Below are 26611 nucleotides of genomic sequence, written 5' to 3' on the forward strand. Positions count from 1 at the left end.
GTTCAGGAGAGGAGGAAGAAGGTCAGCACCAGGTACATCGCCACGAAGCGCACGACGACGGCGAGGAACTGACGTTCAGTGATGCGGTACTCGGCCCAGCCGACGTAGGCGGTGCGCATGGCCCACACGCCCCACAGCAGCAACACGGCGAACACGAAAGCGAGCACCACGGCAGAGACGGCCGAAGGCGCAAAGCCGCCGTTGGCCTGGAAGGCGGCGACCTGATCGGCAGAGGGCGTCATGGCGACGGCTCCTCGTCGTGGGCGCGGTCGCGGCGGACGTAATCGCCGGCCATCGGGACGGGATCGCGCGGCTGGGCGCGCTGGGGCACGAGGTAGTCCTGCAGGCCGGCGCGAACGCGCTTCAGGTCGGCGCGCAGCCGGGCGTAGTCGAAGTGGTAGCGGGCGCGTTCCTGCGGAGCGGTATGGGCGGCGTGCTCGGCGAGGCGGTCGATCAGGTCGAGTTGGCGGGCGAGCGCGGCGAGCTGCTCACGCTCCATGGCGAGGCTGTCGGCGGCGACGGCAGGCTGCAGCGCCGAGAACGACACAGCCAACACCACGGCAAGCGCAGGCCATGCGGATGTGCGGCGGTTGGTCTGTCCCATCGTGCCATTCCCCGTTGAAGCGGATGGCCAGATGCTGTGGCGCGCTCTCGCTTTGCGCCGCAGGAAATGGGAACTACGGCATGACCGGATTTGTTGGTCGCGCTGGCCAACATTCGCGCAATGCCTGGTGGATTTCTTGTTGGCTAGCGCCTACCACCCTTTGGTAGAATTGGGCAAACTTGGCAATCCAAAGTCACGAAAGACCAAACCAGATGGTTTTCAGATGAGTGAAGTCGAAAGCGAGATCCTCACGCTGGAGGAAGTCGCGGCCTACCTCAAAGCCGGCAAACGGACGGTCTATCGCCTTGCCCAGAAAGGAGAGATTCCGGCGTTCAAGCTTGGGGGAACCTGGCGCTTTCGCCGCTCGGAGCTGGATCGGTGGATCGCCGAAAGCATCAACAAGAAGAAGCCGGAGGCCGAGTGAGCGCGGACCATGCCAGCCGCCGAATCACGCTCGGGGAAGAACTAAGGGGAGGATCGCCGTTGACGACACAGCAGCTTCTGACGCCGCACCAGAGCCAGTACTTTGCTTGGCTGCTGACCAGGCGTGCAGCAGGCGACTCCGTGGAGTCGCTGGCTTCGACTTTGGTCGATTCGCAGGTCGATCTGAATCCCCATCAGGTCGAGGCCGCGCTCTTCGCTTGCCGCAACCCCCTCTCACGCGGCGTGATCCTCGCCGACGAGGTTGGTCTAGGCAAGACCATCGAAGCCGGCTTGGTCATCTCCCAACGCTGGGCGGAACGGCGGCGGAAGGTGCTCATCATCGTTCCAGCGAACCTGCGCAAGCAATGGCACCAAGAGCTGCAGGACAAGTTCGGCCTGCAAGGGCTGATCCTCGAAGCCAAAAGCTACAACGCGATCCGCAAACAGGAGCAGCGGAACCCGTTCCTGTTCGCCTCCGGTCCGATCATCTGTTCCTACCAGTTCGCGAAGGCCAAGGCTGACGATGTCAAGGGCATCGACTGGGACTTGGTCGTCCTCGACGAAGCGCATCGCCTGCGCAACGTCTACAAAACCAGCAACGTCATCGCCAAGACCCTCAAGGAGGCGTTGTCGCGCGTTCACTCCAAGGCGCTCCTGACCGCGACGCCGTTGCAGAACTCGCTGCTCGAACTCTATGGGCTGGTCAGCTTCATCGATGACCGCGTGTTCGGAGACCTTGATAGCTTCCGCTCGCAGTTCACCGGCAGAGAGCAATCCTTCAGCAGCCTGCGTGACCGGCTGGCGCCCATCTGCAAGCGCACCCTGCGCAAACAGGTTCAGCCCTACGTTTCGTACACAGCACGCAGGGCCATCGTCGAGGAGTTCACGCCATCGAGTGAAGAGCAGGAACTTTCCAGGCTCGTCGCCGATTATCTGCGCCGCCCCAACCTCAAGGCCCTGCCCGACGGGCAGCGCCAACTGATTTCACTCGTGCTGTGGAAGCTGCTTGCCTCCAGCACGCACGCGATTGCGGGTGCGCTGGAGACAATGGCCAAGCGCCTCCAGGGTGTGCTCGACAAAACCACCGAGGTTCCCGATCTGGCCGAGGAACTCGATGAGGACTACGAGTCGCTCGACGAAACCGCCGATGAGTGGAACGACCAAGGCTCAGACGTCGCAGCACCGAGCCGCTTGGAACGCGATGCCATCGCGGAGGAGATCGAGGAGCTTCGCCACTTCAAAACGCTGGCAACCAACATCCGGGACAACGCGAAGGGCAAGGCACTGTTCACCGCGCTGGATCGAGCCTTCGCCGAACTGGATCGGCTAGGCGCGCCCAGGAAGGCCATCATCTTCACCGAGTCCAAGCGCACGCAGGAATACCTCCTCAACTTGCTGGCCGACACGCCATACGGCGACGGCATCGTGCTCTTCAACGGCACCAATAGCGACCAGCGTGCGCAGGCGATCTACAAGGACTGGCTGAAGCGTCACGAAGGCACCGACCGCATCACCGGCTCCAAGACCGCCGACACCCGTGCGGCACTGGTCGAGCACTTCAAGGAGCGTGGCAAGGTCATGATTGCCACCGAGGCCGGAGCCGAAGGCATCAACCTCCAGTTCTGCTCGCTCGTCATCAACTACGACCTGCCGTGGAACCCGCAGCGCATCGAGCAGCGCATCGGGCGCTGCCACCGCTACGGTCAGAAGCACGACGTGGTGGTGGTCAACTTCGTCGACCGCAGCAATGAGGCCGATGCACGGGTGTACGAGCTGCTGTCGCAGAAGTTCCAGCTCTTCGAGGGCGTGTTTGGGGCTAGCGACGAAGTGCTGGGTGCCATCGGCTCCGGTGTCGATTTCGAGCGGCGTATCGCCGAGATCTACCAGAACTGCCGAGAGCCCGAGGAAATCAAGTCCAGCTTCGAGCAACTCCAGCTCGACCTCTCCGGCGAAATCAACGAGGCGATGGTCAAGACGCGCCAGGTACTGCTTGAGAACTTCGATGAGGAGGTGCAGGAGAAGCTGCGCATGCGGGCCGACGACAGCCGCAACGCGCGCAACCGCTTCGAGCGCATGCTGATGGACTTGACCCGCGCCGAACTGGTCCATTGCGCCGCGTTCGATGACGACGGCTTCGATCTCCGCCACATACCGACTGGAGTCGAGCACGGCGGCCTCGCGGGCATCGAGCTGGGGCGCTACGAATTGCCCCGCCGCTCCGGCGACGCGCATCTATACCGCATCAATCATCCGCTGGCGCGATGGGGCATCGAGCAGGCCAAGGCTCGCGCACTCAACGGGGCTCGTCTTGTGTTCGACTACAACGCCCACGGTGCAAAGATCAGCACGCTTGAAGCCTGGCGCGGCAAGGCCGGATGGCTCACCGTGAAGCTAATCTCGGTCGAGACACTCGGCAACCAGGAGCAACATCTGCTGGTTGCGGCGGGCACGACCGACGGCGTCGTGCTCGCGGAAGAAGACCCGGAAAAACTGCTGCGCCTGCCCGCGACCACGCAGGCGGCCAGTCTGTTCAACGCCCCTGATGCCACCCTGCTGGCCGACGTGGAAGCCCGCAAGACCGCACTCCTGCGCGACGTCAACGAGCGCAACCTCGGCTACTTCGAGCAGGAAGTCCAGAAGCTGGATGCCTGGGCGGACGACCTGAAGCTCGGTCTGGAGCAGGAGATCAAGGAGATCGACCGCGAGATCAAGGAGGTGCGCCGAACCGCCGCGACCTCGCCGACGCTGGAAGAAAAGTTGTCATGGCAGAAGAAGCAGCGCGAACTGGAGAGTAAGCGCAGCAAGCTGCGCCGCGAGTTGTTTGCCCGGCAGGACGAAGTCGAAGCGCAGCGCAATGACTTGATCAGCCAGCTTGAAGTGCAACTCCAACAGCAGGTCGAGGAGCGCACGCTGTTCACTGTCGAGTGGGAGCTGGTGTAATGACTAATCAAGTAGCACCGTTAGACCTGCGCATGACCAGGCCGCGGTTGAAGCGTGCCAAGAATTGAGGAGAGCGAGATATGGCTAGCGGAAAATTACTGCGGCAACTCATCAAATCGGGAACGCAAGGCGATGCTTCGGGCTTTCGCGCGGCGTCCGAGGCAGTGATCAAAGAGGAGCGCGAGAAGAACCATCATCTGCTCGCAAATGACCTTGAGCGTTTACTTTACGGCGATCAGGCAACGGTCGGGAAGAGTGCGCGGAAGCTGCAAAGTTTGCCCAGCGTGCCGACAAATAAAGACAACGGCCTTGCGCTACTAGAAGAGCGTGCCGTGATTCGAGAGGAGAAAGACATCATTCTCTCGGATGCTTCGCAGTCGGCACTCGATGAAATCCTGATGGAGCACAACCGGACGGACGTGCTTCGATCCTATGGCCTGCAACCCGCGCAGAAGCTGTTGTTTTGCGGGCCTCCCGGCTGCGGCAAGACGCTGGCCGCCGAAGTCATCGCGCATTCCCTGTCCATGCCGCTCATCCTCGTTCGGCTGGACTCGGTCATCTCGTCGTTTCTGGGAGAGACGGCCGCCAATTTGCGCAAAGTGTTCGATTACGTCGCAACGCATCCCGTGGTCGCATTGTTCGATGAATTCGACGCCCTGACCAAGGATCGTGGCGACAGCGCCGATCATGGTGAGCTCAAACGCTCCGTAAATGCCGTCTTGCAGATGATGGACGGTTATCGAGGCGAGAGCATCCTGATCGCCACCACCAACTACGAAACCTTATTGGACAAGGCGGTTTGGCGACGCTTCGATGAGGTTGTGCGCTTCGAGATGCCGAATCTGGAGCAGATCAAACGCTTGTTAGCTCTGAAACTCTCCGGTGTCCGCCGCAATTTCGAGCCCGACGATGGCCAGGTGGCATCCGTGTTCAAGGGCATGTCGCACGCCGACATCGAGCGGGTTCTTCGGCGCTCCGTCAAGGAAATGATCCTGTCCGGCCGGGAGTTCCTGGAGAAAAGCCACCTCGATACCGCGCTTGCCCGTGAGTATCGTCATAAGAGTTAAGGGATGGAGGGGGAGGCATGGCCTATGAACACTTGCGCTTGGAGCGAGAAGCGCCCTCAACGGAGCGCCATCCGAGGCGTCATCCGGGAATTCGCCCTCCTGCCGATCCGAGAGCGCATGGTGCCGCGTTAGCCGGGCGGCTCGACCAAGCGCGGCAACGTGCGATGGCAGAGGACGTCGGCGGGTTCGACGACCGTAAGCTGCTCAAGATTCGGCTGCGCGCGGGCGACAAGAGCGTGCCCGCCTTCGATGCCATTCCTGGCGTGGAGATTGTCAGCCAGGAAGATGAATCCATCGTGCTGGCATTCGCCACTGATGACGGCTTGAGCGAGTTCGAGAGCCGCCTGGCCACCCTTGCACGTGATGGCGTTGTTACACGCAAGGAACTGTTCTACGTCATCGAAGACTTCGACCACTGGACACCCCAGGACCGTACCGGCGCGGCCTTGCTTGAGCAAGGATTTCCAGCCGCGCCAACCTTCATGCTCGATGTCGAACTATGGCCCCAGGAGCGACAGGACAAGCGCCAGCAAATGGTGCGTGCCTTTCTCGACTGGTTGCATGCACAAGGCATTGAGCGGCTGGACGACATCCAGCAACCCTCGCTCGTCATGGTCCGTGTGCGCTGCAACGGTGCGCAGGCCGAGCAGATCTTGCACCATCGCGATGTGCGCACTGCCGACCTGCCGCCCCGCTTGGGTGTGGCCGTACAACTGCTTCATACCGACATCAACCAATTTCCTCCGATCGATCCCCCTTCTGACGATGCTCCGTCCATTGCCGTGCTGGATTCAGGCTTGACGCGCGGACATTCGTTGCTCGGCGCAGCGGTCGGCGACGCGCAGGGCTACCTCGCACCGCATCGCAGTGCGGATGACACCGATCCCCACTGGCACGGCACCTTCGTCGGCGGGCTTGCGTTGTACGGCGATGTCCATAGCGCTATTCAGCAAGGGCAGTTCGTCCCGCAGCTTCGCCTGTTCTCCGGCAAAGTGTTCGAAGACGACGGACAAGACCAAACTGAGTTCGTCGAAAAGGCGGTCGAGGAAGCCGTGCGCGAACTGCATGCGCAATACGGCTGCCGGGTCTTCAACCTAAGCTATGGCGACCTGAACAAGGTCTACGATGGCCGTCATGTGCGCGGGCTCGCCTACACGCTGGATCGGCTGACGCGTGAGCTGGGAGTCCTGTTCGTAGTACCAGCGGGCAATTTGTTGTCATCCCAGTTGCCAGCCGATACACGCGCGAGTTACCCGGACTACCTGTTCGAAGGCCACGCCCGCCTGCTGGACCCCGCCACATCGCTCAACGCGCTGACCGTTGGCGGCTTGAGCCTGAATGAGGCCACACGCAATGCACAGCGCCATCCCAACACGATTGAAGACCACGTGTTGGCACGGGCGGAGCAGCCGTTTCCATTGACTCGCAGCGGCCCTTCTGCCAGCGGCGCCATCAAGCCCGACGTGGTCGCGCATGCCGGCAACATCGCCTTGCGGCGCACTGGAGGTGGCACAGACCATGCCGGTCTGGGAGTGGTGTCGCTCAACGGCGGCTTTGCCTTGGGGCCGGCGTTCAAGGAAGACATCGGCACTAGCTACGCCGCCCCCCAAGTCGCCCACCAAGCCGCGCGGCTACTGGCCGAAGTGCCCGACGCTTCGCCCAGCCTGCTGCGCGCACTGATCGGCGCCCATGCCCGCTGGCCGCAAGCCTGCGAAGCGCTGTTGAACCCCGGCAACAATGCTGAAGGCCGCGACAAACTCCTGCGCCTCGTCGGGTATGGGCGCGTGGACGATGCGGCGCTGTTCCGCTCGCTTGATCACACCGTCACCCTGCTGGCCGAAGAGCGCGTCGGAAACGACCAGCACCACTTCTTCGAATTACCTCTACCAGACAGCTTCTGGGACGGTGGCCGCCGCACGCGTGAGGTGACCGTCGCGCTCGCCTACAGCCCTGCCGTGCGCACCACGCGGCTGGACTACCGAAGAGCCAAACTGTGGTTCCACCTGGTGACGGCTGGCAGCCTGGATGAGGTCACCCAAGCCTACCGGCGCAATCGGGAAGAAGGCATGGGCGAACGCGCCAACGGCCGCTGGCTACCCAACGACACCCGCAAGAACGGCACGTTGCAGGTCTCTCGATGGCGCTTCAAACAGGCGCTGGCCAACGGTCACAAGGTGTTCGTCGTGGTGACCCGGCAAGACAGCCTTTGGTCCGATGGGCGCGATGGGGACGAGCCCTATGCCGTCGCCGTGGTGCTGGCGGATCGGGAGCAGGCCAACGCTCAGCTCTACGCCCAGGTGCAAGCAGCGCTGCAAGCGCGTGCCCAGGCACGTGCGCGCGCTCGGATTGGCGGGAGGGCCTGATGCCGGCGCTCGAACCTCAGTACTTGGCCATCTTGAAGCAGGTGCTCGCCGCCCGCTTCGTGCCGTTCCTGCCGCCATTGCTCGGCAACGTCAATCCCGCCGATCACGCGGCGAAACAGCTTTCGCGGGCCTTCAGCGCCTTCGTCCTCCACAAACTGCTCGACATTACGCCGCAGGTGGCGGCCGCCTCGGTCGTGGATGATTTCAACGACAAGGGCATCGACGCGATCCACTACCACGCGCCGTCGGAGACTCTGTACCTGCTGCAAACCAAGTTGAAGGAGTCCGAGCAGTTCAAGCAGGAGGATGCGCTGCCGTTCTGCGAGGGCATTCGCCTGTTGCTCAAACAGGACTTCACCGCGTTCAACGGGAACGTCCTAAATCGGAAGGCTGATATCGAGGGCGCACTCGATGCGTGCAGCCACATCAAGCTGGTCGTGCCCTGCACCGGCGATGGTGTATCGCAAACGGCCCGCGACGCCTTGCAGGCGCTGCTCGACGACGAAGACCTCGACGAAGAGCGGCTGGTCAAACAGGTGGAATACTACACGGCAACCGAGATCGCCCGCGATCTGTTGGCGGAGCAGGCCTACCAACCCGTGCACACGGATATCGCGTTGCAGAAGCACGCGAAAGTCGAAAGCCCGCGAGCCACGTACTACGGTGTCGCGCGGCTGGCGGACTTGGTGGCCCTGCATCAGACGCACGGCAAGGCCCTGTACGAACGCAACATCCGCTACTTCCTCGGCAGCAGCAAGTCTGATGTTAACAAGGCCATCAAGACGACCTTGCATGACGCCCCGGCGGACTTCTTCTACCTGAACAATGGCGTCACGGCCGTCTGCGACCTGATCGAGCCGAAGGCTAACAAGAATGGCGCCAAGAAGTTCAAGGTGCGCGGCTTGTCCATCATCAACGGCGCGCAGACGGTGGCGTCGGCTGCCGAGTTCGTGCGCCAGCATCCGGGCAAGAGCATCGATGACGCCAAGGTGATGCTCACTTTGATTAAGGCATCGGCGGACGGCCAGTTTGGGAAGAGCGTGACCAAGGCTCGCAACCACCAGAACCCGGTGCAGACCGCGAACTTCGCCTCGCTGGACGAGAACCAGGAGCGGCTACGGCAGGAGATCGCCCACCTCAGCTTCGATTACCACTATCGCCCCGAGGCCCTCGCGACCGGCCCCAAGGCCATCACGCTCGATGAGGCTCTGCGGGCAATGGCCTCGCAACAGAACGACCCACGCTACGCCGTATGGCTCAAGAGCGAACCGGTGCGGCTCGCCAACCCCGACTCCACCGAGTACCAGGCGCTGTTCACTGCCGCGCTACCGGGCGTGACGCTGATCAATGCGGTCCTGTGCCACCGCGCCATCCGCGCCCTGGTGGTGGATTACGAGCAGAAGGCTCCAGCGCGCAGCCAGGAACGTCTGATCTACCGTCACGGCGTACACGTCATCACAGCCGTCATGATGAAGCGCCTGCGCAGCCGCATTGGCACGGCGGCCGTCATCGACCCGGCAGCGATTCCCGCGCTGATCAGCCAGCCGCTCGATCAGCTCCGGCAGCAGGCTTTCGACCTCGGCCAGCAACGACTCGTTCTTGAGGGGCCGCTGGCTTACTTCCGCAACCAGGGCAACGTCGCCGCCTTCCTGGCCGACCTGATGGAAGCACATTTTGCGCTGGGTGCCGATCCGGCCATAGCGCCACTACGCAATATTCAGAATGCAGCGGACGCGTATCCGCGCAAGCGCCTGATCGACTACTTGTCGAGCCGCGCGCCACAACTATGAGAGCGATGCCATGAGCAAACAAAAACTAGAACTTACCTGGATCGGGAAGGAGAAGCGGCCCAAGCTGGAGCCGCGCATCCTGCTCGAAGACCCCGAGAAGTCCTATCACGCCAAGCATCGCGTCTCCGACAACGACATCTTCGACAATCGGCTGATTTTTGGCGACAACCTATTAGCGCTCAAGGCGCTGGAGGCCGAGTTTGCGGGCAAGGTGAAGTGCGTGTTCATTGATCCTCCGTACAACACTGGAAGTGCGTTTGAGCACTACGACGATGGACTTGAACACTCAATTTGGCTGGGATTGATGCGAGACCGTCTTGAGATCATCAAACGCCTACTTTCCGCTGATGGCTCCTTATGGATAGCAATTGACGACAATGAAGGGCACTACTTGAAGGTGCTCTGCGACGAGGTTTTTGGGCGTCAGGCGTTTGTCTCGTCGATGGTGTGGGAGAACTTTTACGGGCGCAGCAATGCAGCGGCTGTCTCGCCAGCACACAACTACGTCCTGCTGTACTCGCCAATGGGGCAGGACTGGAAGAAGGTTCGAAACCTCCTCCCGCGAGGCGAAGAAGCTGCGAGCAAGTACAAGAACCCTGACAACGACCCACGTGGTGCGTGGCGACTGGGTCCGATCTTTGCAGCCGGCGAGAGGCACGAGGGGCTCATGTACACGATAACAACGCCTTCTGGGCGGTCGGTAAGCCCCCCCAAGGGAAGTCACTGGCGCATGCTGGAAGATGACTTCTGGAAGATGGTCAAGGAAGGCAGGATCGTGTTTGGTGAAAAGGGAGACAACAATCCAGCCGTCAAACTGTTTTTGCGTGAAGTTCAGGAAGGCTTGGTACCTCGGACTTGGTGGTCTCATTCAGAAGTCGGTCACTCGCAGGAAGCGAAGCGAGAGATTCAGGCGCTCTTCCCAGAAGATGTGCCTTTCGATACACCGAAGCCGGAACGTCTGCTCAGGCAGGTGATAACGATTGCCACCAATCCCGGCGACATCGTATTGGACTCCTTCGCCGGCTCCGGCACCACAGGAGCGGTGGCGCACAAAATGGGGCGCCGCTGGATCATGGTCGAACTAGGCGAGCACTGCCACACATGTGTCATCCCGCGACTCCGCAAGGTGATTGACGGTACAGATGAGGGAGGGGTCACCGAGAGCGTTGGTTGGCAGGGTGGCGGCGGGTTCCGCTATTACCGCCTTGCCCCCAGCCTGATCGTCAACGACCGCTGGGGCAACCCTGTTGTTAACCCGGAGTACAACGCCGCGATGCTGGCCGAGGCCCTGGCGAAGCTGGAAGGCTTCACCTACGCACCCTCGGAGACGCGCTGGTGGCAGCACGGCCACTCCAGCGAGCGCGATTTCATCTGTGTCACCACTCAAAACCTGTCCGCCGAGCAGTTGCAGGCTTTGTCCGATGAAGTTGGCCCCGAGCAGAGCCTGCTGGTGTGCTGTTCGGCCTTCCGCGGCGTAACGGCCGCCAGGGCATCCGAGCGTTGGCCGAACCTGACACTGAAGAAGATTCCCAGGATGGTGCTGGCCCGCTGTGAGTGGGGCCAGGACGACTACAGCCTGAACGTGGCCAATCTGCCGATGGCGCAGCTTGCGAAGGCCGAGCCTGCGGCCACGGTCGATAACAGCAAGAAGATCAAGAACAAGAATGCGGCCCTCGCCAACGCGGGACAGGGCGGCCTGTTTGGGGGGAACGAATAATGAGCACCCGCGTCCTGCACGCCGTTACCGGTCGTCTGTCTCTTCGTCCGCCGCAAGCCGAGTCCCTTATCAAGCTCGCTCGCGCGCTTGATGCTGCGCCCGAGCTATTGGGTCACGAGCGTGATGTCTCGGCCATTCTGTCCACGTTGAAGGCCGAGTTCAGCACGCTGGAGGACTTCGAGCGCGAGTTCCCGTCGCTGTGTTTCGCGCTGGCCACGGGCGTGGGCAAGACGCGCCTAATGGGAGCCTTTATCGCCTACTTGCATCTAGCGCACGGCATCAACAACTTCTTCGTGCTCGCACCCAACCTGACGATCTACAACAAGCTCATCACGGACTTTACGCGCAACACGCCGAAGTACGTGTTCAAGGGGATCGCCGAATTCGCGCAGCAACCGCCGCTGATCATCACCGGCGACAACTACGACCAGACCGGTGCAGCGGTAGACGATCAATCGATGGGCTTCGCCCACGACGTGCGCATCAACATCTTCAACATTTCCAAGATCAACTCCGAGGTACGCGGCGGCAAGGAGCCGCGCATCAAGCGGATGAAGGAAGTGCTGGGCGACAGCTACTTCAACCATCTGGCCAACCTGTCTGACCTGGTGCTGCTGATGGACGAGTCGCACCGCTACCGGGCCAGCGCCGGCGTGCGCGCCATCAACGAACTCAAGCCGCTGTTCGGTCTGGAAGTGACGGCGACACCGTTCGTCGAGTCCAGCCGTGGGCCGGTGCCGTTCAAGAACGTGGTGATCGACTACCCGCTGGCGCGGGCGATGGAGGATGGCTTCGTCAAGGAGCCGGCCGTGGTCACCCAGCGCAACTTCGACGCCAAGGCTCACACGCCCGAGGAGATCGAGAAGACCAAGCTGGAAGACGGCGTGCGCCTGCACGAGACGACCAAAGTCGAGCTGCTCACCTACGCCCGCGAGAACGGCGTCAAGCCGGTCAAGCCCTTCATGCTCGTCATCGCCCGCGATACCACGCACGCGGGGCAACTCTTGGCGCTTCTGGAGTCGGAAGCCTTCTACGAGGGGCGTTACCAGGGCAAGGTGATCCAGGTCGATTCCAGCCGTACCGGCGCGGAGGAAGAAGAGATGATCACGCGCCTGCTAGCCGTGGAGAGCGTGGACGAGCCGACCGAGATCGTGATTCACGTCAACATGCTCAAGGAGGGCTGGGACGTAACCAACCTCTATACCATCGTGCCGCTGCGCGCCGCCAATGCCCGCACGTTGATCGAACAGTCCATCGGGCGTGGCCTGCGACTGCCCTACGGCAAACGCACGGGCGTCGCGTCGGTGGATCGCTTGAACATCGTCGCGCACGACAAGTTCCAGGAGATCATCGACGAGGCCAACCGCGGCGACTCGCCGATTCGCCTGAAGCAGGTCATCCTCGATGCGCCGAGCGCCGACGACAAGAAGGTCAGCGTGCAGGTCGAGTCCGGGGCAGCGGCGCGTCTCGGTTTGACGGAAGCACCGGTCGTGATCACAGGGGTTTCAGCCACTGACAGTGGAGCGGAAGTCCCCGCGCCCAAACCGGTGTTCACCACGGAGGCGGAGAAGCAGGCCGCGCGCGTGGTCATGGACGTCATCGGCAAGTACGAGGTCAAGCGCGATCTGGTGCCCACCAGCAGCGCGCTGCTGAAACCAGAAGTGCAGAAGGAAATCCTCGCGGAAGTGGCAGAACGGTTGAAGCCGCTGCAAGGCGAATTGCTGGCGGGCGTGGATGAATCAGTCCCCGCACTTGACTTGTCCGCCGTGGTGGCGAAGACCACCGAGATCGTGGTGCAGCAGACCATCGACATCCCGCGCATCGCGGTGGTACCGACTGGCGAGGTCACGACGGGCTTCCACGCCTTCAAGCTGGATGTGAGCCAGCTTCATCTCCAGCCAGGCCAACGCGAGATCGTCGGGCAGATGCTGCGCACCAACGAGCAGTTCACCCTGGCCGCCGAGGTCGGACTCAAGGAGCAGCGCCCGGAGGACTACATCGTCCACGCGCTGGTGGACTTCGATGACATCGACTACTTCACCCACGCCGACCTCCTCTACGACCTCGCAGGCCAGATGGTGCAGCACCTGCGCAGTTATCTGTCCGAGGACGAAGCCATCAGCGTCCTCGATCGTGACCGCCGCTTGATCGCACGGGAAATCCACGCGCAGATGACGGCCCACTTCTGGGAAGAGGCGACGGAGTACGAGGTGCAGGTCAGTCGCGGTTTCACCGAACTCAGGCCTTGCAACTGCACCGCTACGGCAGGCCAGACGGCCCACCACTTCCGGGAGACCGTGACCGAGACCAGTCGCATCAAGCAGATGCTCTTCGGTGGCTTCGCGCGTTGTCTGTATCCGCTGCAGAAGTTCGACTCGGATACCGAGCGGCGCTTCGCCATCATCCTGGAGCGCGACGCCTTGAAGTGGTTCAAGCCCGCGAAGGGGCAGTTCCAGATCTACTACAAGCTCGGCACCGAGCAGCCGGAATACATCCCCGACTTCGTCGCCGAGACGGACGCGATCATCTTCATAGTGGAGACCAAGGCGCGCGCCGACATCAACACGCAGGAGGTTCAGGCCAAGGCCGCTGCCGCCATGCGCTGGTGCAAGCACGCATCTGATCACGCGGCGAGCGTAGGCACCAAGCCCTGGAAGTACCTGCTGGTGCCCCATGACGAAGTCAGCGAGTCGAAACGGCTCGCGGATTACCTGCGCTTTGAGGTCAAGGCGTAATTGAGTTGCCCTCGATCGACTTCGATGAGCAAGAGCGATTCCGGCAAGGCACCCAGGCGGCGGGAAATCGCCGCTTCACGGGCATGATGAACCGGCAGGGAAGAGGAACAAGAAATGCAGAAGCCCGCCGCACAGCAGAAGACCGTCCTGGATACGATTCTGGACTGGTCAAAGGATCGTCCACTCTGGCAGCGTGATGCCCTGCGCCGCATCATCGCAAACGGCCGTCTGACGGACGCCGATATCGGCGAACTCGTGGACCTTTGCAAACAGGGCAAAGGTGCCCCCGTAGGCGCGCTGAAAGCGGTACCGCTGGAGAAGGCCCACCTTCCGGCCAACCCCGGTCAGACCGCCGCGGTATCGCTTCTGTCGATCGCCGACGTGACCGGCGTGAACAACCTTGCCGCCGGCCAAACCCTCGGCTTCGAGCCGAATGGAATCACGATCATCTACGGCGACAACGGTGCGGGCAAGTCCGGCTACGCACGAATCCTGAAGCGCGCATGTCGTGCAAGGCATGCCGGAAAGATCGAACCCAATGTGTATGCCGATCAGCCCCCGAAGCGCGTCGGCGCGAACATCACGTACGGGGTCGGCGGTGTGCCGCAGCCGGTCGAACAGTGGCAGAACGGCGTGAATCCGCATGCAACGCTGTCAGCGGTGAGCGTGTTCGATAGCGACTGCGCCTCAGTGCATATCCGCGAGAAGAACGAAGTCGCATTCCGCCCCTTTGGCCTGGACGTACCGGATGAGCTTGCTGCAGCCTGCCAGGCGGTGAAGGATGCCCTCGCAGCTGAGCAGAAGCAGCTTGAGAAGGCCCGCAATCCGATCTTTGCGGCGCCGACCTGGAAGGCCACCACGGCCGTGGGGAAGGCGCTTGCCGCGCTGAACGCCAACACAGACGCAAAGAAGATCGAAGCCCTGGCGGCGCTCTCGGCAGACGAAAGCGCCCGTCTTGAGCGTCTGCGGGAAGACCTGTCGAAGAATCCGACCAAGGCGGCGGCGGAACAGACCGTCAAAGCCGACAACGTCATGCGGCTGATTACCGTGGTGAACAGCGTTGCAGCCAGAACCACCGATGAGGACCTGCTGGCAGCCGCTGCCCTCGCGAGGGACGCACGGTCGAAACGGGACGCTGCACGTCTTGCCGCGGAGAAGGCCTTCACGGGCGAACCCCTTGCCGGCGTCGGCGGCGAGACGTGGCGGGCGCTTTGGGATTCCGCCCGACGCTACTCGACGGAGATCGCATACCCCGGACAGCCGTTCCCGCCGTCGGCCGAAGACGCGCATTGCATGCTTTGCCAGCAGCCATTGGAAGCTGAGGCACGTGCACGGATGGCACGCTTCGAGGATTTCATCCAGAAGGACACGGAACAGCTGGCACGCGAGGCAGAGAAGGCAGCTCAGACCGCACGGCAGACCATAGCTGCCGGGGCAATCGGCACGCGGGCGGTGAAGGCCAGTCTTGACGAGCTGGGCCTCCAGAATGAGGTGCTGCAGCAGCAGACGCGCCGCTTCATCGCCGCAGCCCGGCTGCGGCGCCACGTTCTGCTCAAAGCCCTGGGCGGAAACGGCGAGGTACAGCTTCCGCCCGTTCCACTGTCGCCGCTGCCTGATCTCGGCCAGCTTCAGACCACGATCCGCAACTACGCCGCCGAGCTGCGCAAGTCGGCTGACGCGGATGAACGCAAGAAGCTCGAAGCCGATTTCGCCGAGCTGAGCGACCGGGCGCTGCTCGCCGGCATGCTGCCGGTCGTCACTGACGAAATCCAGCGGCTGAAGACCATCCGGTTTCTGACCGAGTGTGCGGGCGACACGGCGACGAACACCATCACCAAGATGGGCAACGACATTGCCGACACCGTGATTACGCCCCGGCTGCGCGACAGATTTCAGGAAGAGATCGTCAGGCTTGCGGCCTCGAAGGTTCGCGTCGAAATCGTGCGCTCCGGCGGCAAGTACGGTTCACCGCAGTATCAGGTGCGCCTCTTCGCCAAGCCGGATGCCAAGGTCCACGAAATCCTGAGCGAAGGAGAAAAGACCTGCGTGGCGCTGGCCGCCTTCATGACCGAGCTTGCCACCGCGATGCACCGCTCGGCTCTGGTCTTCGATGACCCGGTGTCCTCGTTGGACCATCGCTGGCGTGGGCAGGTGGCCAAGCGTCTCGTGGAAGAAGCGGAGAACCGTCAGGTCATCGTCTTCACGCATGATCTGGTGTTCGTGAACGATCTGAACGACCACGCGACGAAGACCGGACGGCCAGTGCGGCTCACGACGCTCAGTCGTGCCGCCGCGGGAGCCGGTATGGTGGCCGACGGCCTGCCCTGGAAGGCCCAGAGCGTCGAAGATCGCATCGACAAGCTGGAGAAGGCGGCACGTGCGGCAAAGCTGCTGCATGACAACAACCAAGAAGACGAGTACGCGGTCGAGGTGGCAAAGCTCTACAACGCGTTGCGCGCCACATGGGAGCGCGGCCTGGAGGACATCGCTTTCGTCCGCGTTGTTCAACGCCACAGGGACTACATCAACGCCAAGGACCTGAAGAAGGTCAGTGCGCTCACCGAGGCTGACTGCGATGCTTTCGCCGCCGGATTCAAGAGGTGCTGCGACATTGTCGACGCACACGATCCATCCAGCGGCAGGAATGCCGCGCCGCCACCACCTACTGATCTCTTTCAGGACATCCAGGCTTTGAAGGACTGGGCCGCGTCTCTGCGAGACAGGCAGAAGAAGATTGCTTGAAACGTGTTTGTTCGCGCCAATGCTGACGTTCTTGACGAAGCAGAGAACCGAAACTATGGCATCGTTTATCTGGCGCAGGGCTGCAGCTACAGGTACTTCTTGAACGTTGCCGCCGCAATGCATACCGCCACGCCGAGCAGTGCGGCGCTGGGCAGAAGGATCAGCAGCGGGTTCACGCTGACCGGCAGTGCCAGGTAAGCTACCCACGGCAGCACGGCCAGCGGGATCAGGCTGGCCCTGGCGCGGTGATAGATGAACCCCGACTCGCGTCCCGCGCCGAAGCGGCGGATGTCCCGGCGCACCAGGCCGTCGACCAGCCCGACGAAGGCGGCCATCAGGAACAGCGGCAGGGTCAGGCACAGCACCAGCAGCCGCACGAGGAAGACCAGCGTCGTATAGGCCGCCGCGATCAGGTAGCTCTCCACGTTCACATAGACCAAGCCGATGTAGTAGCGGAAATCCTTGGTCGGACGATGGCTGCCGGCGCTGGCCTGCGCCGAGGCGTCGCGTATCCAGTCCAGCAGACCGCTTTTCACGAACAGCCAGTCGTAGCCCTGCTCGACCAGCCGGTGCGCGGTGCGCCCCGGCTCCTGCACCAGCGCGCTGCGGGTGAAATGCGTGGAAAGCTGATCCAGCTCGTAGTGCAGCATGCCCTGCGCGTGGCGCCAGCCCTGCTCGGGCCAGAAGAAGTGCATGCCGACGCATTCGATCAGGATGCACAGCAGCAGCGCGCCGCACAGCACGCCGAAGAAGCGGAACGGCAGCGTGACCAGGCTGGCGATCAGGCCTTGCTGTCGTTGCTGCTGGCGCTGTGCCGCGACGGCCGGATCGCTCATGCTTCGGCCTCTTCAGCCGCGGCCATCTGCTTGAAGTCGTCCAGCAGGTCGTCGGGCAGCGCCTTGTCCTGCAAGCCGGGGACGCCCTGGTTCTCCCACCAGTCTCCTGCCTCGACGTAGTGTTGCCGCATGTAGCCGGCCAGCTCCTGGAGATCCCTCGGCATGGCTTCGTCGGGGTCGGGTGCCGGCAGCGGCATGCGGACTTTCCAAAGGTTGCCGCCCTCGATCAGCGCGAAGCATTGTCCCTTGGGTAGGGCCACCACATGCGCCGGCTCGATCAACGGCACGCTGTTGCTGCTGATGCGGTCCTGGGTGTTGGAGGTGAACGCGGTATTGCCGTGCGGGTCGGAGCTGTCGGTGGCGCCGCTCATAAGTGCCGTGGCATACACCTCGACCTTGGGCAGTTGTCGCGTCAGCAGCTCGGCAGTGGCGGTCTCGCGCACGCGCAGCATGAACAGGTTGTTGAAGTTGCCGACCACCTGGCCGGCCTTGGCACGGTTGCCGATGCGCGCCTCGATGTCGCTCAAGGTCTGCGTGTAGGCCGTCACCTGCACGCCGGCACCGCCGCCCTTGTTGACCATCGGAATGAACTCGTCGCCCATGAGTTCATTGAATTCGTCGGCGTGGACGTTGATCGGAATCTTGGTGCCCGCCGCTGCGCCGGGTAGCCCGTCGTCGATGCCGAACTTGTAGATGTGACCGGCGACCGAGACCAGATCGCTGAACATCGAGTTGCCCACCGCCGCCGCGACCTCGGCGTCGGACAGCGCATCCAGCCCCACGTAGACCACCGCGCGTTTGCGGATGACCTGCATCCAGTCGAAGATCGGTCGCGGGTCGGACAGGTCGGAATAGTTCGGTGCGAGCAGTTGCGCGATCTTGCCGGTGGTGAGCTTCTCCAGCAGCGGCAGCAGCGAAGCGACGATCTTGTCGAAGTACGTCCGGTCGTAGCGCACGGCGCTGCGCAGACCGTCGAGCACGGGGTCATAGACGCGCACTTGGGACAGGTACTGTTCGAGGGCCACCACGCGCTTCTCGCGCCCGATCATGTTGCGCGGGATGTTCTTGTCGTTCAGCTTGGCTTCGAGCTGGACGATGACCTCCCAGGCCTTCGGCTCGTTCCTGGCGAAGTAGTGCTGGGCGTACTCGATGAACAGCGCGTCGATGTTGATGACGTGGCGCTGGATCAGCAGGTAGTCCGGCCGCTGTCCCAGTTCCACCAGGGCGCGCGCGATGATGTTGACGAAGCGCCAGGCGAATTCGCGGAACGCGGCGCTGTTACCTTCGCCCGAGAGCTGCCCGGCGATGCGCGTGGCCACCTCGGAGATCCGTCCGAACCGGCCCACGGCGTTGTAGCGCGCCGAGATGTCCGGCCAGCCCAGATGGAACACGTAGAACTCGCCTTCGCGCCCGGCGCGCTTGGCCTCGACGTACATGCGCTTCAACAGGTCCGCATCGCCCTTGGGGTCGAAGACGATCACTACCTCGTGCTCGCCGCGGACCTTGCGGCGGATGTCCTGGGTGATGAACAGCTCGGCCAGCCGCGTCTTGCCCACGCGCGTGGTGCCCAGCACCAGGCTGTGGCCGACGCGCTCGCCCAGCGGCAGGGTGACGTCGACCTCGTGCGGCTCGATGCCATGCAGGCGCGGCAGTCCGCCGACCGGCGGCAGCGGCCGCGCGGGGTTGAGCGGGCTGTCCCAGGCCAGCGCGCGCGCCAGCGTCGAGATGGGAAACGGTGCGAACTCAAGCCGCTCCTCCAGCCGCCGGGCGGCCCGGTAGATCGCCGTCGGCTCGACATAGCGGCGGAACTCCGGCCGGTAGGTCTGCATCAGCCGATGCGTGTGTCGCTGCTCCCAGCGAAAGCCCCGGCCGACGAACAGCCGTTGCTGACTCACCGGCACGTCGCGGCTGGTCATCACGTAGCGCGGCAAGCAGCGGATGTTGCGGCGATAGCGCAGGATCGCCCAGGCATCGCGCAGGCGAATCGCGCCGAAGGTCAGGAAGGCCAGCGCCGAGCCCAGGCCGAGCAGCGGGTTCAGCGCGAGCGACCACGGTGCCACCAGGCACAGAATCGCGGCGCCGGTGCAGACCGCCACGGTATAAAGCTCCACCGCTGGCCGCAGCAGAACCTCGACCGCATGCGGTTGGGCCATTTGCGCACCTACTGGTCGACGCCGGTGGACGTGATGAGCACCGGGTAGTGGCGCAGGCCCAGGCGCTGGGCCAGGTCGTCGCCGGAGGCCGGCGACAGGATCAGGCCGGGCGCCAGCCTACGCAGCGCCGTCAGCGCGGCCATCGACTCCACGTTGACCACCAGGCCCACGGCCTGCAGCTCTCGCAGCGCCGCCTGCCGCTGCCGCAGCCAGGCGCGCGAACGCTCGTCGTCGCCGATCAGGAACAGCGCCGTCAGGCCCGGCGCCCGGATGACGCGGCGCTGCACCTCGCCCGGCGACAGTTGCTTCGAGCGCACCGGCAGCATGGCGGCTTCGGCGTCGGCCGCGTTGCCCGCGCGAAGGGCTGGCATCGGGGCCGGCGGCGTGGCCTGATCCGGCTGAGGATTCAGCGACTGGTAGTACGGCAGCGCGGAGTCGCCGCCGCGGTCTTCGACGACGATCAGCGGCGCGGAGACGGTCTGGGCGAAGACGGTGGTCGTGGACAGCAGCCCGATGGCGGCGATGAGGACGGTGTGGTTCATGGCGTGGTGGCCTGGAGGGTTGGAACGGGAACGCCGGGGTCGATCACGCGGGTCAGGTGCCGATGCACACTGCGCCGGTAGCGCGCTGCGGGTGCCCCGCCGGCGGGCCGGTGGTAGCGGCCGATGGCAAGCAGCCAGTCCTCGCCCGGCGTGTGCTGTTCGCGCAGGATTTCCGCGGCGACGGCGAGATTGCGGTACGGGTCCAGCAGCTCGCAGGGCTGCGTGTAGCGATGCGCGTGGTAGCCGAGATTGACCTGGCCGAGGCCGGCGTCGATGCGATTGGCCGGCGTGTGGGCGAGCGCACGGTGCAGCCCCGCGCAGGCCTCGGCGCGGGTGGCATAGCGCTGCGGCGTGCCGGCGACGTTGAGCGACCACGGCCAGGGGATCAGGCGCCCGCGCAGCATGGCGCCGCTCTCCTGCAAGGCCACCGCGTACAGCACCGCCGCCGGCACGTCTGCACGATGCGCCGCCAGTTGATAGGCCGGCGGCGGCACTTCCCGCGCCAGGGCGGCCAACGCCCAGCCGCCGGTGGCGAGCAGCAGCACGGCGCCGGTACAGCGGATGGCGACGCGGGATGGCCGACGCTCCCGGCCCGGAGTACCTATTGCCGCTGCCATTGGCCGTTCACCTCGCGCACCACGGCCGGCAGATCGCCGGGGAGGCCGAGCGACAGCCAGCGCCCCGCATCGTGGTTGAGCGTGATGGTGCGAGCGCGCACCCTGGCCGGGTCGATGCCCGCCTGGGTGGCCCACTGCCGGATGCGCGCGTCGTCCTGACGGCTGCCGACCATATAGAGGTCGAAGGCCGTGCCGGCCGCCTGCAACTGCTGCACGCGCTGCGCGCACGGTGCGCAGTCGGCCTTGACGAAAACTGCCAGGCGGCCGGAGCCGGTGTTGCCGGCACCCTGCGCCTTGGCGCCGGGCAGGCTCACGCGCGGCTGGCCGGGAAACAGGCGCTGCCACGCCGCGTCGTAGGCGCGCTGGTAGGCCAGCGTCTTGCCGACGCGCCGGGCCTCGGCCTGCACCTGCAACTCCGCGTAGCGCCTGCGCTCCTCCTCGCTACGTGCCTCGATGCCCAGCGCCGTGAGCGGATCGAGCTGGGGCGAATAGACCCCGAGCGGCCCCTGCATCAGTTGCCGGTAACGCGCCCACTCCTCGGAGCGAAGCCCCCACTCCCGCGCCTGCCTCTCGTCGAGCGCGGCATCAGCGCCCGGCTGCACCTGGGCGGGCACCATGCGCGAGTTCGTCACCGGGGCCGGCTGGGCGGATGCGCCGAAGGCGGCGAAAGCGGCGAAAAGGACGACGGCAGCGAGCAACGACCGCAGGTTCATGGCGACCTCCTACGGCACCGCGATGCGCTGCGTCTGGCCGTTCACCTGGAACACGCCCGCCTGCGCCTCGATGGACTGCAGTTGCCAGCCGCCCTCGGCATCGCCCTGGCGCAGCAGCCGGGCGCCCGCGAGCGAGGCCGCGGCGGTGGAGGTGATCGACAGAAAGCGCTCGCCTCCACGCAGCTCCACGCCGAGCACCCGGAACGGCGGCTCCAGCACCTTGGGCTTCGTCGCAACCGGAGCGCGCGGGCGAGCGGCGGATGCCACCTGCCGGGTTTTCTCCAGGCGGGTTTCGATTGCGTTCACGCGCGCCAGCAGCGTCTGCAGGTCGACGGCCAAGGCCCTCGCCTCATCGGCCTCTTCGAGGCGCGTCATCCGTTCGTCCAGCGCCTGCCGCGCGTTGGCGAATTCGGCCTGGCTGATCGGCACCGGCCGGCGCTTGTCCGCATTGGCCTGGTGTTCGAGATCGGCCACGCGCAGGCCCAGCGCCTTGACCTGCGCATCCTGTGCGCTGCTCTGGGTCTGTTCGGCGAGCCGAGACAGGCCGACGCTGTTGATGAGTGCCACGGCACTGATGAGCAGCAGCCAGAAGGCCGCGGCGATCTTGAGCCAGCGCGTGCGGGAATGGCGCTCGGATGGCGCCTGGGGAAAGGTCATGGCTGCATCTCCTCGGGCCGGTCGGCGTCCGGCACGGGCGTGGCGGTGCCGGGCGGGTTGGCGGAAAGGAAGGTGGGAGCACCGTGCCGGCTGAAGCAGACCTGGCGGGTCAAGTCATCGACCGACAGCTCCCAGGCGGGGCCGGCAAGGGTCAGCAAGGCATCGCGCAGCATCAGCGGGCCCAGGCGCAGGTGCGCGGCAGGCAGCGGCAGCGCGTAGAGCGTAGCGGCCTCGGCCGCATCGCAGAGCCGGTAGCCCGAGCGCAGCAACACATGGCGCATGGCATCGCCCACGCTGGCATCGAGCATGGGCGGAATCGAGACCTCCACCGCCTGCTGCAAGAGATCACGCTGCGCAGGTTCCGGCACCAGCTCGACCAGGGTGTAGCGGCCGTAGCGGGCCACCGGAACGAAACCCGGCTCCGGCGCGACGGCGGTTGGCGATGCGGCCGGCACCGCTGGCGCAGACGGCGCAGCGGTCGTGGCGCAGCCGGCGGCCAACAGGCTGCCGGCCAGCAAGCCAGTGACGAGGGCCAGGCGGTGAACAGCGCGGATGGATGGTTGCATGGAGGGCGCTTCCCTGGAACACGGAGCGCTCACCATCGCCGCCGCTTGGCCTGCGGGCAGCAAACAAAACGCACTGGCGCCCGCCCGAATACATGGCGGGGCGGCGCCATGGACTGCCATACGCCCAAGAAAAACGGCCCCGAAGGGCCGTGGAAAGAAGCCGGCGACCCCGAGGGGCCACCGGCATGGGCACATGGATCAGACCGTGACAAGCTGTCGGGCCAGGGCGACCTCGACGGAATCACCATCCTGGTTCAGAACATCCAGGCCCGACTCGGGTACGTCTCCCGACGTGCTCTGCGACACCATGATCTTCTTGGCCATCAACCCCAGGCAGGTCATCTGCGAGGAGTTGGCGTAGCCCAGGTAGATCACGCGCACCGGCTGCTTCTGGCCGATGCGCCATGAGCGCCGGGCGGCCTGCTGCAACGAATACACGTTGTAGCCCGACTGGAGGAACACGATGGTCGGGAACTCCAACAGGTCCAGGCCGGTTTTCACCAGCTCGGGATTGGTGATGAGCACGTCGATGCCGCGGTCCAACTGCTCGGCGATCCAATCTTCCCGGCGGGAGGCATCCACGCTCGCGCGCAGTACCGCCACCTTGAGGCCTTCCTGCTCCAGCAGCACCTTCAAACGCGACGTGGTGTCGCGCGTGCCGGTGTAGACCGAATAGACCAGGGTCTTGCGCCCTTCTGCCTTCTCCTGCTTGCAGATCTCGATCAGCTCGCGTTCCTTGGGCATCACCTCCAGCTCGTTGAACTGAGCGGGGACGAACGCCAAAGTATTGCGCGTGCGCGGATGCACCACGGTTTCCGACCGGAAGCAGCAGTCCGGCCAGGCCAGCAGCACGTTGAGGACCACACCGAGCAGCGTCGTGTCGCGCTTCGCCAGGGCCTGCTTCAGCTCCTGGGTCAGCCGACCGGCCAGATCGCGGTAGGCCGCGGCCTGCGCCGTGTCCATCGCGACCTCGCGGAACTCCTCGTCGTAGGGCGGCAGCACATTGCCACAGATGTCCTTCAACTTGAGGAAGACGGTGAACGGCAGGACGCAACGCAGTACGCCCTTGGGACCGAAGCCCGGCGCCTTGACCGTGCGCACCGATACCTTGGTGCCCTTGGCCGTCTTGTGCGCCGTGCCGGTGCTCTCGGAGTAGATGTCCTTCAAGACACCGTGATCGCGCATGAACGCCATCGCGGCCGAGGTCATGCTGCCGCTCTTCGTCGGGCGGTAGCCGTCTTCGATCATCCGCCCCGGCAGGGCTCGGAACAGCAGGTGGAACAGGTCGTCGCCGTAACCGCCCATCAGCGTGCCGGTGAGCAATAGCGTCTTGCGTGCCTTGGCCGCCAACACCCCCATGGCCTGGCCCTGTGCGGAGCCGCCGTTCTTGTACTCGTGTGCCTCGTCGGCGATGAGCAGGTCGAACGTGCCTTGGGGAAGCTGCCTCTTGATGAACTCGGACGGCTGGTAGCCGCCCTCGCCGAAGCCGAACTCCATGTTGGCCATCGCACGTTCCATGCGATGGGCTTGCCGGTCCGAGAAGACCAGCTCGCCGTTGCCATCCATCAGGTTGATGAACTCGTGGATGTTGTCCCCGAGCATCGATGCGAGGAAGGCGTCACCGAACTTCTGCATCAGCTTCTGCGCGGTCACTTCGCCAATGGTTGGAATACGCTTCAGTGCCTTGAGCACGGTCGAGGACTGGTCGCTGGCGGACAGACCTCTGGGACGGATCAGCGTCCACAGCGGTGAGGTGCAGTGGCTGCATTTACGGCGGGACTCCTCGGCTTCGAGTTCGACCGGGTTGATCGGCTCGCCGTCGAGGTCGGTGATGACATGCCCGCAATCCGGGCAGGCCCCCACGTCGCCGTGAGGCGTGCGCCGCCGAACGAAGACCGGCTTCCAGTGGAACCCCATCCGCATCCGCACGCGGCCCAGGACGAAGAACTCCTGGCCCTGCGCCGGCACGCCCAACTGCTCACGCAGTTTCAGCAGCTTGACCAGCGTGTCCGGGCCGTTGAGCACCCAGACCTTGGCCCCGGCCACCGTCTCCTGGATTTCGCGCCGCCACTTGTAGACCAAGTGGGGTGGCGAGAGCACCAGGGTGCGGCGGTAGCCTTCGGCGTTGAGCACGGCGGCGGTGGCAATACCCACCGTCGTCTTGCCGCAGCCCATCTCGCCATTGACGATCGCGGCGCGTTCGCCGCGATCGACCAACAGCTCGGTGACAGCGTGGACCACATCGGCTTGCGCCGGGAACAGCTTGCGCTTGAGCGCGGCGAGGATCAGTTGCCGATGCACCCGCACCTGGCCGGTGTAGACCGGAGGATTGGCGCGGTTCAGCGAATCGAGCAACTCGTCGCCGAACTCCGATACGAAGTCCTGCAGGCTGAGCGTGAGGGGTGAAGCAGCCGTTTCGAGCAGGTCGCCCTGCACAGCGGTTTCGGGAACGGTTTCGAGATCGAGGGACATGGTGATGCTCCAAAGCAATGGGGCATGCACCTCCCCCACGGGGCGGTGACATGCCCCTGGGTGGGAAGAAAGAAGCGGCGCGAGGCCGCTGGATGTGGATCAGTATTCGCTGGGCAACAGCAGCGTGGTGACGCTGCGATCCCATTCGGTGATGATCCAGAGCTTCAGGTCGCGCGTGACCTGGTAGGACGAGAACAGACGATCCTCGCCGGACTTCAGCGCGGCGTCGTTCTGCCGCCGATCGCTGTCGCTCAGGTCGCCCCATTCGCCATGAAGATGGCGGCGCAGGTACGGCGTGGGGTTGAGCCGGCCCTGTCGGACCAGCTCGTCGACGCCGGCGGTCATGACCACCTGCCCGGGCGAAAAGCGTGCTTGTGACGCGAGGTTGAGGACTGCGAGTGCCATGGTGGTATCTCCTTCTGGAAGAAGGGGCCACGGCACCCCATCGGGGCAACGTGACCCCGGTGGGTGGATGAAAGCGACGGCGAACCGTCAGGGAACAGCGATCAGCGGATGGTCAGCACTTCGCCCCACGTGGGCGAGCCCAGCGTCAAGTCCCATGCACGAATGACCGGCACGAACTTGTCGGTGAGGATGCGCGTCTCGGCCACGGAGCCGTCGTCGCGTTCGGTGTATTCCGTCTGGAGCGTCTTCTCCTTGTGGGTGTCACCTTTGACTACCAGCACGCGCCCGGTCTTGGACGTCACTACGCCGGAAATCGCGCCCGCGGCCAGGGCCAGGGCGAGATGCCAGTGCGACAAGGCCCGCGCGGGCGGACGCAGCGACTGCTGCGCGGCCCCCAGGTGCGTATCGAGCGCCGGCCAGAGTCCTTGCAGCCGGCCGACTTCATCGGCGAACTGCTCGGGCTCCATCGTCACGCGATAGAAGTGCTCCGGCTCGGCCGGGCTGGCAGGGACGGTGTACGGCAGGAACGGCCATTCGAGCGGCAGTTCCTCGGCTTCGGCGTCACCCTGTCCAATCTGCAGCAGCAGACCGCGGGTGGCCTTGACCGAATCCGATGCCTGGTCGCGCTGACGAATCCTGCGACCGAAGATCACCACCTGCTTGAACTGCGTTTCCACCGCACGGTAGATGCGCAGGTCGGCGAAGTGGCGCGTCAGCCATCCGACCAGCTCGGCGTCGAGCACGTAGGACGGCACGATGAAGATCAGCACGCCACCGTACTGCAGCAGCGGCAGCGCGCGCTGATAGAACAGCTTTTCCAGCCGCGCACGGCCCTGGCCTTGATAGCCGATGTTGCCGTTCACGTCCTTGCTCAGGTCGCCATACGGCGGGTTCAGCCACAGCAGCCCGAATGACTGGCGCGAGATCAGCGTGTCCATCAGGTCACCGTGGATGCAGCGATCGACCAGTTGCCGTGCGTGGCGGGCACGCTCGGCGTCGTACTCGACGACGAAGGCCTGGACCTGCTCGCGCCCGAGGGCGTGGGCGGCTTCGGCAATCGCCACGCCTTCGCCGGCGCAGGGATCGAGGATGGACATGGAGCCGGGAGACGGCGCCAGTGCGGACAAGGCCCGCTCCAGCGTCGGCTCGTCGGTGGGGAAGTAGCCGTTACGGATGAAATTGCGCGCCAGGCGCGGAAACATGAGTGCCATGGATTTCTCCTGATGATGGATGAGGGAAGGCGGGCACGCGCGGCGCGCATGCCCGTGG

The 26611-nt window shown here is 64.3% G+C and carries 20 protein-coding genes; 8 read left to right on the forward strand and 12 right to left on the reverse strand.

The genetic code is table 11. The features are described 5' to 3' along the window. Positions 1 to 2: 2 nt before the first annotated feature. Together QQK25_RS02810 and QQK25_RS02815 are read right to left on the reverse strand one after the other, a co-directional pair. The gene (locus QQK25_RS02810; RefSeq protein ID WP_074198369.1) at positions 3 to 242 is read right to left on the reverse strand and encodes a TIGR03758 family integrating conjugative element protein; all 240 of its coding nucleotides are present in this window, start codon (positions 240 to 242) and stop codon (positions 3 to 5) included. Then, positions 239 to 604, reverse strand: coding sequence for an integrative conjugative element protein, RAQPRD family (locus QQK25_RS02815; protein ID WP_016851981.1), 366 nt, complete (start codon positions 602 to 604; stop codon positions 239 to 241). The genes QQK25_RS02810 and QQK25_RS02815 overlap by 4 nt, the downstream gene beginning before the upstream one ends. A 31-nt stretch (positions 605 to 635) precedes the next feature. On the opposite strand from QQK25_RS02815, the gene QQK25_RS24285 reads away from it, so the two are divergent. From QQK25_RS24285 to QQK25_RS02855, 8 genes are all read left to right on the forward strand, one after another. After that, positions 636 to 1028, forward strand: coding sequence for a helix-turn-helix domain-containing protein (locus QQK25_RS24285; RefSeq protein ID WP_425311483.1), 393 nt, complete (start codon positions 636 to 638; stop codon positions 1026 to 1028). After that, entirely contained in the window at positions 1025 to 3967 is a 2943-nt protein-coding gene (locus QQK25_RS02825; RefSeq protein WP_284186616.1) for an SNF2-related protein, read from the forward strand. Before QQK25_RS24285 ends, QQK25_RS02825 begins: the two co-directional genes overlap by 4 nt. Positions 3968 to 4047: 80 nt before the next feature. Then, entirely contained in the window at positions 4048 to 5034 is a 987-nt protein-coding gene (locus QQK25_RS02830) for an AAA family ATPase (protein ID WP_003141003.1), read from the forward strand. Between the two features lie 17 nt (positions 5035 to 5051). Next, the gene (locus tag QQK25_RS02835) at positions 5052 to 7397 is read left to right on the forward strand and encodes a S8 family peptidase (protein ID WP_237717435.1); all 2346 of its coding nucleotides are present in this window, start codon (positions 5052 to 5054) and stop codon (positions 7395 to 7397) included. Continuing rightward, on the forward strand, positions 7397 to 9187 hold the full coding sequence (locus tag QQK25_RS02840) for an AIPR family protein (RefSeq protein WP_043104860.1): 1791 nt from the start codon (positions 7397 to 7399) through the stop codon (positions 9185 to 9187). The genes QQK25_RS02835 and QQK25_RS02840 overlap by 1 nt, the downstream gene beginning before the upstream one ends. A 10-nt stretch (positions 9188 to 9197) precedes the next feature. Then, positions 9198 to 10904, forward strand: coding sequence for a site-specific DNA-methyltransferase (locus tag QQK25_RS02845; protein WP_043104862.1), 1707 nt, complete (start codon positions 9198 to 9200; stop codon positions 10902 to 10904). Further along, complete coding sequence (locus QQK25_RS02850) at positions 10904 to 13639, forward strand: DEAD/DEAH box helicase family protein (RefSeq protein WP_043104863.1); 2736 nt, start codon at positions 10904 to 10906, stop codon at positions 13637 to 13639. Before QQK25_RS02845 ends, QQK25_RS02850 begins: the two co-directional genes overlap by 1 nt. 114 nt (positions 13640 to 13753) lie before the next feature. Beyond that, positions 13754 to 16381: an AAA family ATPase gene (locus QQK25_RS02855; protein ID WP_043104866.1), complete on the forward strand. Its 2628-nt coding sequence runs from the start codon at positions 13754 to 13756 to the stop codon at positions 16379 to 16381. Between the two features lie 86 nt (positions 16382 to 16467). On the opposite strand, the gene QQK25_RS02860 is transcribed toward QQK25_RS02855, so the two are convergent. From QQK25_RS02860 to QQK25_RS02905, 10 genes are all read right to left on the reverse strand, one after another. After that, positions 16468 to 17217 (reverse strand): TIGR03747 family integrating conjugative element membrane protein, encoded by a 750-nt coding sequence (locus QQK25_RS02860; protein WP_086224256.1) that lies wholly within the window; start codon positions 17215 to 17217, stop codon positions 16468 to 16470. Then, complete coding sequence (gene traD / locus QQK25_RS02865) at positions 17214 to 19370, reverse strand: type IV conjugative transfer system coupling protein TraD (RefSeq protein WP_043104870.1); 2157 nt, start codon at positions 19368 to 19370, stop codon at positions 17214 to 17216. Before traD ends, QQK25_RS02860 begins: the two co-directional genes overlap by 4 nt. 8 nt (positions 19371 to 19378) lie before the next feature. Continuing rightward, on the reverse strand, positions 19379 to 19912 hold the full coding sequence (locus QQK25_RS02870; protein WP_043104872.1) for an integrating conjugative element protein: 534 nt from the start codon (positions 19910 to 19912) through the stop codon (positions 19379 to 19381). Further along, entirely contained in the window at positions 19909 to 20529 is a 621-nt protein-coding gene (locus tag QQK25_RS02875) for a lysozyme family protein (RefSeq protein WP_043104875.1), read from the reverse strand. Before QQK25_RS02875 ends, QQK25_RS02870 begins: the two co-directional genes overlap by 4 nt. After that, positions 20514 to 21242, reverse strand: coding sequence for a TIGR03759 family integrating conjugative element protein (locus QQK25_RS02880; RefSeq protein WP_015038883.1), 729 nt, complete (start codon positions 21240 to 21242; stop codon positions 20514 to 20516). Before QQK25_RS02880 ends, QQK25_RS02875 begins: the two co-directional genes overlap by 16 nt. Before the next feature lie 9 nt (positions 21243 to 21251). Continuing rightward, positions 21252 to 21899 (reverse strand): hypothetical protein, encoded by a 648-nt coding sequence (locus QQK25_RS02885; RefSeq protein ID WP_043104880.1) that lies wholly within the window; start codon positions 21897 to 21899, stop codon positions 21252 to 21254. Next, the gene (gene pilL2, locus QQK25_RS02890; protein WP_043104882.1) at positions 21896 to 22465 is read right to left on the reverse strand and encodes a PFGI-1 class ICE element type IV pilus protein PilL2; all 570 of its coding nucleotides are present in this window, start codon (positions 22463 to 22465) and stop codon (positions 21896 to 21898) included. Before pilL2 ends, QQK25_RS02885 begins: the two co-directional genes overlap by 4 nt. A 198-nt stretch (positions 22466 to 22663) precedes the next feature. After that, positions 22664 to 24937 carry a helicase-related protein gene (locus QQK25_RS02895; RefSeq protein ID WP_043104885.1) on the reverse strand — a complete coding sequence of 758 codons (2274 nt, stop codon included), beginning with the start codon at positions 24935 to 24937 and terminating at the stop codon, positions 22664 to 22666. Positions 24938 to 25036: 99 nt separating this feature from the next. After that, entirely contained in the window at positions 25037 to 25342 is a 306-nt protein-coding gene (locus tag QQK25_RS02900) for a hypothetical protein (protein ID WP_016851994.1), read from the reverse strand. 101 nt (positions 25343 to 25443) lie between these two features. After that, on the reverse strand, positions 25444 to 26553 hold the full coding sequence (locus QQK25_RS02905; RefSeq protein ID WP_016851995.1) for a DUF6094 domain-containing protein: 1110 nt from the start codon (positions 26551 to 26553) through the stop codon (positions 25444 to 25446). Between the last annotated feature and the right edge of the window lie 58 nt (positions 26554 to 26611).

It is taken from the genome of Zoogloea oryzae (assembly GCF_030161255.1).
GTDB lineage: Bacteria > Pseudomonadota > Gammaproteobacteria > Burkholderiales > Rhodocyclaceae > Zoogloea > Zoogloea oryzae.

Coding starts and splice junctions, on each gene's coding strand:
- traD (WP_043104870.1), bottom strand. CDS start 19,370: ATGGCCCAACCGCATGCGGTCGAGGTTCTGCTGCGGCCAGCGGTGGAG.
- QQK25_RS02860 (WP_086224256.1), bottom strand. CDS start 17,217: ATGAGCGATCCGGCCGTCGCGGCACAGCGCCAGCAGCAACGACAGCAA.
- QQK25_RS02850 (WP_043104863.1), top strand. CDS start 10,904: ATGAGCACCCGCGTCCTGCACGCCGTTACCGGTCGTCTGTCTCTTCGT.
- QQK25_RS02810 (WP_074198369.1), bottom strand. CDS start 242: ATGACGCCCTCTGCCGATCAGGTCGCCGCCTTCCAGGCCAACGGCGGC.
- QQK25_RS02905 (WP_016851995.1), bottom strand. CDS start 26,553: ATGGCACTCATGTTTCCGCGCCTGGCGCGCAATTTCATCCGTAACGGC.
- QQK25_RS02840 (WP_043104860.1), top strand. CDS start 7,397: ATGCCGGCGCTCGAACCTCAGTACTTGGCCATCTTGAAGCAGGTGCTC.
- QQK25_RS02845 (WP_043104862.1), top strand. CDS start 9,198: ATGAGCAAACAAAAACTAGAACTTACCTGGATCGGGAAGGAGAAGCGG.
- QQK25_RS02900 (WP_016851994.1), bottom strand. CDS start 25,342: ATGGCACTCGCAGTCCTCAACCTCGCGTCACAAGCACGCTTTTCGCCC.
- QQK25_RS02880 (WP_015038883.1), bottom strand. CDS start 21,242: ATGAACCTGCGGTCGTTGCTCGCTGCCGTCGTCCTTTTCGCCGCTTTC.
- QQK25_RS02870 (WP_043104872.1), bottom strand. CDS start 19,912: ATGAACCACACCGTCCTCATCGCCGCCATCGGGCTGCTGTCCACGACC.
- QQK25_RS02875 (WP_043104875.1), bottom strand. CDS start 20,529: ATGGCAGCGGCAATAGGTACTCCGGGCCGGGAGCGTCGGCCATCCCGC.
- QQK25_RS02895 (WP_043104885.1), bottom strand. CDS start 24,937: ATGTCCCTCGATCTCGAAACCGTTCCCGAAACCGCTGTGCAGGGCGAC.
- QQK25_RS02830 (WP_003141003.1), top strand. CDS start 4,048: ATGGCTAGCGGAAAATTACTGCGGCAACTCATCAAATCGGGAACGCAA.
- QQK25_RS02855 (WP_043104866.1), top strand. CDS start 13,754: ATGCAGAAGCCCGCCGCACAGCAGAAGACCGTCCTGGATACGATTCTG.
- pilL2 (WP_043104882.1), bottom strand. CDS start 22,465: ATGCAACCATCCATCCGCGCTGTTCACCGCCTGGCCCTCGTCACTGGC.
- QQK25_RS02815 (WP_016851981.1), bottom strand. CDS start 604: ATGGGACAGACCAACCGCCGCACATCCGCATGGCCTGCGCTTGCCGTG.
- QQK25_RS02885 (WP_043104880.1), bottom strand. CDS start 21,899: ATGACCTTTCCCCAGGCGCCATCCGAGCGCCATTCCCGCACGCGCTGG.
- QQK25_RS24285 (WP_425311483.1), top strand. CDS start 636: ATGCTGTGGCGCGCTCTCGCTTTGCGCCGCAGGAAATGGGAACTACGG.
- QQK25_RS02835 (WP_237717435.1), top strand. CDS start 5,052: ATGGCCTATGAACACTTGCGCTTGGAGCGAGAAGCGCCCTCAACGGAG.